The 7,990-nt window shown below is 43.1% G+C and carries 9 protein-coding genes; 4 read left to right on the top strand and 5 right to left on the bottom strand.

The features are described 5' to 3' along the window. Positions 1–22: 22 nt before the first annotated feature. The gene (locus B3143_RS08660; protein ID WP_034581233.1) at positions 23–1,657 is read right to left on the bottom strand and encodes a phospholipase D family protein; all 1,635 of its coding nucleotides are present in this window, start codon (positions 1,655–1,657) and stop codon (positions 23–25) included. 101 nt (positions 1,658–1,758) lie between these two features. Between B3143_RS08660 and B3143_RS08655 the strand changes: the two genes are divergently transcribed. Beyond that, positions 1,759–2,769: a metallophosphoesterase gene (locus B3143_RS08655; RefSeq protein ID WP_004785220.1), complete on the top strand. Its 1,011-nt coding sequence runs from the start codon at positions 1,759–1,761 to the stop codon at positions 2,767–2,769. 21 nt (positions 2,770–2,790) lie between these two features. On the opposite strand, the gene B3143_RS08650 is transcribed toward B3143_RS08655, so the two are convergent. The 3 genes from B3143_RS08650 to trhA all read right to left on the bottom strand — a co-directional run bounded on the left by B3143_RS08650 (position 2,791) and on the right by trhA (position 5,450). Next, positions 2,791–3,204 carry a hypothetical protein gene (locus B3143_RS08650; protein WP_004785218.1) on the bottom strand — a complete coding sequence of 138 codons (414 nt, stop codon included), beginning with the start codon at positions 3,202–3,204 and terminating at the stop codon, positions 2,791–2,793. Positions 3,205–3,346: 142 nt separating this feature from the next. Further along, positions 3,347–4,663, bottom strand: coding sequence for an MFS transporter (locus tag B3143_RS08645; protein WP_004785216.1), 1,317 nt, complete (start codon positions 4,661–4,663; stop codon positions 3,347–3,349). 142 nt (positions 4,664–4,805) lie between these two features. After that, positions 4,806–5,450, bottom strand: coding sequence for a PAQR family membrane homeostasis protein TrhA (trhA, locus tag B3143_RS08640; RefSeq protein ID WP_004785215.1), 645 nt, complete (start codon positions 5,448–5,450; stop codon positions 4,806–4,808). A 102-nt stretch (positions 5,451–5,552) separates the two neighbouring features. Between trhA and B3143_RS08635 the strand changes: the two genes are divergently transcribed. Both B3143_RS08635 and B3143_RS08630 read left to right on the top strand, forming a co-directional pair. Then, complete coding sequence (locus B3143_RS08635) at positions 5,553–6,773, top strand: class I SAM-dependent methyltransferase (protein ID WP_004785213.1); 1,221 nt, start codon at positions 5,553–5,555, stop codon at positions 6,771–6,773. After that, a complete protein-coding gene (locus B3143_RS08630; RefSeq protein ID WP_004785210.1) occupies positions 6,767–7,204 on the top strand; it encodes a GNAT family N-acetyltransferase in 438 nt (145 codons plus the stop codon). Before B3143_RS08635 ends, B3143_RS08630 begins: the two co-directional genes overlap by 7 nt. A 54-nt stretch (positions 7,205–7,258) precedes the next feature. Here the strand turns inward: B3143_RS08630 and B3143_RS08625 are convergent, their stop codons facing one another. Continuing rightward, positions 7,259–7,612, bottom strand: coding sequence for a hypothetical protein (locus B3143_RS08625; protein ID WP_034581231.1), 354 nt, complete (start codon positions 7,610–7,612; stop codon positions 7,259–7,261). A gap of 240 nt (positions 7,613–7,852) precedes the next feature. On the opposite strand from B3143_RS08625, the gene B3143_RS08620 reads away from it, so the two are divergent. Further along, a partial coding sequence (locus B3143_RS08620) for a DUF4372 domain-containing protein (protein ID WP_286740101.1) occupies positions 7,853–7,990 on the top strand: 138 nt, incomplete at its 3' end.

Below are 7,990 nucleotides of genomic sequence, written 5' to 3'. Positions count from 1 at the left end.
TTTTATGTCGAACTCAGGTTCATTACATAAAACCTTCGATTGGGAGTATCGACAGGAATTTTATTGAGGCTTTTTGATACCACTTCATTCCCGGCTCTTTTTTAAAGGTCTTTGTTTCACCTTTGGCATTGCGAATTTTCCAGTTAACGTTCTGGTTGGCATCCAGAACCAACTTATAGGCATACTTGCTTAAGTTTTTGTCCATGGTTTCATGTACCGCACGGGCCAGATTAGGACTATTTAGCAATACGCCAATTTCAGTATTCAGATAAGCCGAACGCGGATCGAAATTAAAAGAGCCGATAAATACCTGTTTCTGATCAATGGCCATCATTTTAGCATGCAGGCTGGAACGGCTCAGGCCTTTTAAGCTGACCTTCGATTTTTGTGCCAGCTCTTCAGTATTGGCATTCAAATTGTCGGCATCTGGAGCCGCCAAAAACTCATAAAGTTTTACATCATTTTTTAGCAGTTCCTGACGATATTTGGCATAAAAGGCATGGACCAGCGGCACGTCATTGGCCTTATAAGAGTTGGTCAGTACTCGGACTTTGACATCTTCTGAAGCCAGTTTCTTGAGACGTTCTGCCCCCTGTTTTTCCGGTACAAAATAGGCCGACACGATATCCACACTTTCTTCCGGTTTTTCCAGATGTTGTAATAGCTGGAAGTTCAAGTGATCTTCAGTTTTAGCCTTTGACTTGATTTTACTTGGCGGGTCTTTGACGACTTCAGCTTCCACCCAATCGAGTTGAATGTTGTGTTCCAGCCATTTATCGAAAGCCTGTGAACGATTGGCCAGATTCAGGTAGTTCTGGATTGCAGTATCATGGCTATATTCTTCCAGCTGCTGTTTCAGGCTCGGGAAACGGAGTCCGTGATGGCGAGGATTGACAATCTGCCGAACCGGATAGGCATAATCATCATTCCAGTATTCATCAAAAGAATGAATGATTTCATCAGAAGCGGCACCGACCAGCATCACATCTACATCAGAAAACTGATAACTGTCACTGACGTTATAATACTGGTTACTCATATTACGGCCGCCAATCAGAGCAATCTGATTATCGGCAATAAAGCTTTTGTTATGCATGCGGCGGTTGATCCGTTTTAGATCCAGCAGCATATCCATGGCACGGTATTTACGGAAACGGTAGGGGTTATACAATTTGACTTCGATATTCTGGTGCTGATCCAGCGCCAGATAAATACCTTCCATTTTCTTGGCATTGTTATCATCCATCAATAAACGGACTTTTACGCCACGGTCTGCTGCCTGAATGAGGGCATGCAAGGCCAATGCACCAATACGGTCATTGTCCCAAATGTAGTATTGGAGGTCCAGACTACGTTCTGCTTTATTAATCAGCTGGATACGTGCAGCGAGTGCTTCAAGCGGATCTGGCAGCACGTGATAACCGGTCAGGCCAATATTCTGCCGACGTAAAGGCTCAACAATCTGGGCCAGACTGGTTTGTGAGGTATCCGTTTCAAATGCCATCCGGCTAGGTTGTTCAGTTTGCGGAGGCAGCGTACTGCAAGCAGGAATGCCGAGTACCAGGCTGCAGCTCAGTAAAATGCTGGCTTTATAGCGGTAAGCTTTTGATAAGCCAGAAGGTTTTGAGTGAGCGGAAGCGTGGGGAGCATTTACCATAAACATCAAAGACTGAAAAATTTGGATTGAGTATAATTGCCAGCTATGAAAAGATAAATATAAAGCCACTAATCAGCTCCTCGACTCGACAAGGCAAATCTATGTGGGATACAAGTTCCGTACTTTTTTATTTTTATCTAGGCATGGCCATTCTTGCCGTTTGGGCAGTGTATCAGGCCTGGTCGAGTCAGTCGCGTACAGAAACCATTCATCCCTTTAAAGCGTTTTGTCACCTGCTGGCTTTCTATCTGGCCTATTTGCTGATTCCGTTGGTGTTCTTCAGTATTTATGCAGGATGGATAGGCTACTATTCGATTCATGAGTCTATTTTTATTTTCGTGATTAGTGCAGTACTCAGTTATGCACGTTTTATCGAGCCGCATTTGATTCGGGTTGAAACCACGCCTTATCAAATCAATCCTCAACAGAAACTTAAAAAGCCGGTACGGATTGCCCTGATTGCAGATTTACATATTGGTCTGTTTTCCGGACATGAACGTCAGTTAAGACAGATTGTGCATAAGCTGAATCATCTGAAACCGGACTTGGTGGTGGTCGCAGGGGACTGGACCTATGAACCTGAAAATAAACTGGCACAGGAGCTGGCGGTCTTGAAAGAAATTCATGCGCCAGTATATTCGGTGACAGGAAATCATGATGAACAGTATCCTGGCCCGCCTATTCAGGAATTGCTTCGTTATGCGCTGGAAGTGAATCAGGTTATGGACATTGAAGGGCAGATTGTCGAGTTTGACGAATTTCGTCTGTTAGGCGTAGGAGATCTTTGGGCTGGAAAAACCGATATGCGCGCAATGCCGGATCTGCCTCAAGACAAACCTTGGGTGATTCTGTCACATAATCCAGATACCGTGGATATGGTGCCGAAATTGCCAACACGACCACTGATGCTTTCTGGGCATACGCATGGCGGACAGGTCGAGTTACCTTGGCTGACGGATTATGTGATGAAAAAGGTCTCCATTCTGGGCCATAAAAAAGGTCTATACCGGCATGAACATGCAGATGTATTTGTGACTGTGGGAACGGGTATGGTGGGCGTGCCATTTCGTTTTCGCGTACCACCAACCATTGATATTATCGAATTGGTATAAAAAAGGATTCATTTACTGCTGCTAAAGCAGCAACCAGAGCACAATAATAATCAGTAAAATAACGGCTGCGGTGATCCAGATTTTCTTTTCAATCTCACGGCCGGGTACGCGTTTGCCGACTTGCTGTGCAGCTACCTCAGTATCTTTGGCGATGCTCAGGTTGGGATGATCTGGAACTTCCAAAGGTGTAGTTACCACTGGAATATTTTCATCTGCATCATCAGTGAACCGTGGGCCAATATTGCCTTTATTGTCTCGATTCAGCGCCAGATCATGTTCACGGACAATTTCATTAATGACCTGTATCGCCTGTGATTCATCTAAAGCTGTATGCGTCCGGATATAGCGAATGGCTTCCAGTTTTTTATCATCCTCTAGCAGAATCACAATATCTACCAGCTGTTCTTGAGTAAGTTGCTCAATAAGATCCTGCATCACTCTGCCTCATTCTCTGGCTTTATTTATTGGATTGTTCCCGAAATATCCGCAAAGAAGTAGCAAGTTTTTGTTGCGAAATCATAAAAAAACCAGCATGAACTGCTGGCTTTGATTGAGATAACTTAATCTGTCAAGATCCTTAGATCTGATTGTTTACATCATCATTTTTAGTTTCACGGATCAGCAAGAATGCAAGCAATGACAGGATAGAAGCTGCTGTGAGGTAATAACCTACTGCAGACAAGCCATAAGTTGTTGCCAGTTTTGTTGCAATCAATGGCGCGAAAGATGCACCAAAAATACCTGCCAGGTTAAAGGTCAGGGCAGAACCGGTATAACGTACTGAAGTCGGGAAGATTTCAGACAATACGGTACCAATCGGGCCATAAGTTAGACCCATGATCGCTAGGCCGATACATAAGAAGAAGAACACCACCAGCGTACTGCCTGATTCAAGCATATCGGCAAAGAAGATACCGAAAATAGCAGAGACCACACATACTGCGATTGAAGTTGTCTTACGACCGAATTTTTCTGCAAGAACTGCTGAAAGTGGAATGAACGCGGCAAAGCACAGAGTTGCAACTAACTGTAGCTGAAGGAATTCTTCACGTGTATAGCCAAGCTGTTTGGTACCCCATTGTAACGCGAATACAGTCGTCAGGTAGAACACTACGAATGTACAGATCGCAGCGATGGTACCCAATACCAGCATTTTAGAATGCTTTTTGAATACTTCGAAGAACGGTACATTCACTTCTTTCTGCTTTTTCAATACGTTCTGGAATGCAGGGGTTTCATGCAATTTCAAGCGAATCCATAGACCCATAATCACCAGTAGTGCACTAGAAATAAATGGAATACGCCAGCCCCATTGCATGAACTCTGCTTCAGACATGAATGCGCCAAGGGTCAAGAATGAGCCTGTTGCCAGAATGAAGCCAATTGGTGCACCAAGTTGCGGGAACATACCATACCAGGCACGTTTGCCTTCTGGCGCATTTTCAGTTGCCAATAGAACCGCACCTGACCATTCACCACCCAAACCAAGGCCTTGGCCTAAACGACAAAGAGCCAGCAATAATGGCGCAGCAATACCGATTTGTGCATAAGTTGGCAATAAACCAATGGCAACGGTAGAAAGGCCCATAGTCAGTAAAGCAGCGACCAGAGTCGCTTTACGTCCGATCCGGTCTCCTAAGTGACCAAAGAGTGCAGCACCGATTGGACGGGCAATAAAGGCAATCGCAAAGGTTGCCAGCGACTGAATAGTCGCAGTCATAGGATCTGTACTTGTAGGGAAGAACAGATAAGGGAAAATAATAACGGCAGCTGTGGCATAAATATAGAAATCGAAGAACTCGATTGTAGTGCCCACTAAACTTGCTGTTAAAACACGAAATTTTGAATTAGTTGCTGTAATTTCTGTTACAGCGATAGAATCTGAAGACGCCATGAATAACCTTACACTTACTAAAAATAAAAAACTTAGTTTTAAAAGCGTAATCTTTTTAAAAAAGGCGTAATTTTTTAAAAAAACAACTGCAATCTTCTCGTTTCAACTCGCTCAGGGTCACTGAAATGGAGAAATGAGATGATTAAATCACGTAAAGATAGATAGACAGAAAATGTGATCCTGCGCCTATCAATACAAAAATGTGCCAGATAGCGTGGGTATATCTTACTCTTTTTAAAGCGTAAAACAATGCACCTACGGTGTATGCTAAGCCACCAATGATCAGAAAGGTTAAAGATTGAGCACTTAAGTACTGCTGCATATCGTCCATAACCAGTAGTGCAAGCCATCCCATGACCAGATAAGCGACTAAAGAAAGTTTCTGGAAACGGTTGATGAAAATGAACTTGAATAGTGTTCCAAGTACAGCAATCACCCACAAGGCAATCAGTAAATACTGGGCTTTGGCTGTTGGAATCGCAATCGATAGAAACGGGGTATAGGTACCTGCAATCAGGTAGTAAATTGCCGTATGATCAACTTTTTTGAAAAAATAGCGTCGGTCAGCAGCAGTAGACATATGATAGAGCATCGAAGCGGAAAACAGCAGAGTCATGCTGAAAGCATAGACCCAAAGGCCAATCCATTGTCCGGTACTCAAATAAGAGCCTTTAATAATCAATAAAATACCGGCAATCAAAGCCAGCGCAGAACCGAGGCCATGACTAATGTAATTAATCCGTTCCTCATTGTGATCATAATCTGGAACTAGGGGAGCATTCTGCATGATTGTCATTCTTGTTTAAATATACACTTGTATAATAATTCAATTTTGCTTTTAAGTTAAGAACAATTAAACTTGAGCAGCAATTCATATCAGGTTTTTCTTATGTCGACATCGACTTCTCTCTCGGTTCAGGAACAACAATTCTTGGAGGCTTTTCAGCAAGCCTTTGAAACTGATCATTTTGATCGTCTGATTTTGAGTCAGTATAAAGGTGAACTTGAACTATTGGAGAAAATGACCTTTAGAGTCATTTCGCTCAATGAGCAGAAGGTTTTGAGCTGTGTCTATCGATACAAGACTCAGGATGTCACTAAAAATTATCCTTTGAATGAAGCCTTAACTCAAGTAACGGAATTATTGACCTGTTGTAAGCAAGCTAACCTGTTTACTGATCAGGAAGGGTTGCAGCTGAAGAAAAACAAGAAAAAGGCCATGCTGACAAGAAGTAAAGCTAAACCAGTCTCTACAAAGGCTAAAGCAGAACAAGGCCATGACCGGATCAAGCAGCGTTATGTCGATCAGGACAGTGTATTCCTACAGCATTTAGGAATTACCGATCAGCAAGGCCAGATCATTCCAAGCATGGCACGTAAATGGAAACAGATTAATAAATTTGTCGAGATTTTCTCCGGCGCACTGGCTCAAATCCAGCCGCAGGAACAAGGATTACGTATCGTCGATTTCGGTTCAGGTAAGGGATATTTAACCTGTGCACTGTATGACTATATGCAAAAACATGGTCAGACGCCCTATGTCACCGGCGTAGAGCTGAATCCGAAAATGGTCGAATTCTGTCAGAATGTCGCGCAGCAATCCGGTTTTAATCAATTGGATTTCTTCCAGGGTGATGTGCGTACCTATGAACCGGAACGCCTGGATGTGATGATCGCTCTGCATGCTTGTGATGTGGCGACTGATTTTGCGATCCATAGCGGTATACGCCTGAACGCACAGATCATCATGTGTGCTCCATGTTGTCATAAAGAGTTAAGACCGCAATTACAGAGTCCGAAAGTGCTGTCGCCAATGTTGCAGTTTGGCATCCATGCTGGGCAGCAAGCCGAAATGCTAACGGATACCATTCGTGCCTTATTGCTGAAGGCTTATGGTTATGAAACCAAGGTCTTTGAATTTGTGGCCCTAGAACACACCAGTAAAAATAAAATGATTCTGGCGACCAAGCGGAAGGATTATGAACAGCCAGATCAGGCTGTTCTCGCCCAGATTCAGGCATTAAAAGAGATGTATGGAATTCAAAAACATTCACTGGAATTGTTATTGAATGACCAGTGGGATCAGCAGGGAATTGGTTCTAAATGCTAGATGATAAAAATCTTAAAATCGTGTCAGGCAGCTGGGATGATTTAGCCCAAGATGCCCGAGTGATACGTGAAGCCGTTTTTATTCAGGAACAGCAAATTGCTCCTGAAGATGAATGGGATGAGGAGGATGCAATCTCTACGCATTTTGTGGCTTATTTACAGGATCAAGCCGTGGCGACTGCACGCTTATTAAAGAATCACAGTATTGGTCGCGTAGCTGTATTACAGTCGGCACGTGGTACGGGCATCGGCTACAAGACCATGCGGGCTGTGATTGATCAGGCCAAGGCAGAGCAACGTAAATTTGTAAAGCTTTCTTCACAGGTACATGCGATTGGCTTTTATCGGAACTTGGGTTTTGACGTGCGGGGTGAAGAATATCTGGATTGCGGCATTCCACATATAGATATGTATCTCAGCTTAAAAGACTAAAAAAATAAAAAAGCGAGGAAAACCTCGCTTTTTTAAATTTGATCTTGGAACTGTCTAGTGACCATGAGCCGTATTTTCGTCATGGCTAGCAGTGTCCATCTGTGCATGTTCTTCAGCAGACATATTATGCTCCTCCGTGCTCATCTCATGAGTCTGATGAGATGAAGAGGTAGCCTGACGAGCTTCACGGTCAGCCTGTGCTTTGGCTAAAGCTTCTGGAGACATCGCAGGTGCATTCTTAAATGCATGCTGCTGGGTATTTTCTTTCTTTTGCTGGCTTGGCATGTAGTCTGGTTCATTGCTGACCGCAAGCCAGAAAAACAACATAAATAATCCACCTAAAATACAGAAGATAATCAGTGCTTTCCAACCCCAAGGTGATTTTTCAGGTGAACTGTGATCAGTCATATGCATGTACCCATCGTGGATGTCTAACTCATGTAACTTTATAACATAAATTGTCTGGAAAGCAGATCAAAATCTGTCATTGATTGAATGCAATAGACTTCGAGAGTTTATCGCGTCGAAATAAAAAAAGAGGAGTCAAGCTCACTGCTGTCCCATAGTTTGCTTTAAATAAAAAAAACCTGAGTCCTAACAGTTAAAATATGAGTGCAAACAAACACTTTAACGACCAGGATTCAGATTTTGTCACATCAGAATACCGTATTTCATGAGCTAATTAAACCTGTTGTGCGACAGGATTTTGAACAACTTGCTAAAGTACACCATGTTGGACAGGAATTTAGAGCGGCTTCGCGGTGGAATCAGTTTATTGCCATATTG

The sequence above is a fragment of the Acinetobacter sp. UBA1496 genome (genome assembly GCF_002324975.1).
GTDB lineage: Bacteria > Pseudomonadota > Gammaproteobacteria > Pseudomonadales > Moraxellaceae > Acinetobacter > Acinetobacter variabilis.
Note: the sequence above shows the minus strand (reverse complement) of the source record. Positions and strands in the feature narration are given on the sequence as shown.

What these genes read in the sequence shown, in the direction of transcription:
- B3143_RS08630 (WP_004785210.1), top strand. Translation starts at nt 6,767, where the DNA reads ATGCTAGATGATAAAAATCTTAAAATCGTGTCAGGCAGCTGGGATGAT.
- B3143_RS08655 (WP_004785220.1), top strand. Translation starts at nt 1,759, where the DNA reads ATGTGGGATACAAGTTCCGTACTTTTTTATTTTTATCTAGGCATGGCC.
- B3143_RS08650 (WP_004785218.1), bottom strand. Translation starts at nt 3,204, where the DNA reads ATGCAGGATCTTATTGAGCAACTTACTCAAGAACAGCTGGTAGATATT.
- B3143_RS08635 (WP_004785213.1), top strand. Translation starts at nt 5,553, where the DNA reads ATGTCGACATCGACTTCTCTCTCGGTTCAGGAACAACAATTCTTGGAG.
- B3143_RS08660 (WP_034581233.1), bottom strand. Translation starts at nt 1,657, where the DNA reads ATGGTAAATGCTCCCCACGCTTCCGCTCACTCAAAACCTTCTGGCTTA.
- B3143_RS08645 (WP_004785216.1), bottom strand. Translation starts at nt 4,663, where the DNA reads ATGGCGTCTTCAGATTCTATCGCTGTAACAGAAATTACAGCAACTAAT.
- trhA (WP_004785215.1), bottom strand. Translation starts at nt 5,450, where the DNA reads ATGCAGAATGCTCCCCTAGTTCCAGATTATGATCACAATGAGGAACGG.
- B3143_RS08625 (WP_034581231.1), bottom strand. Translation starts at nt 7,612, where the DNA reads ATGACTGATCACAGTTCACCTGAAAAATCACCTTGGGGTTGGAAAGCA.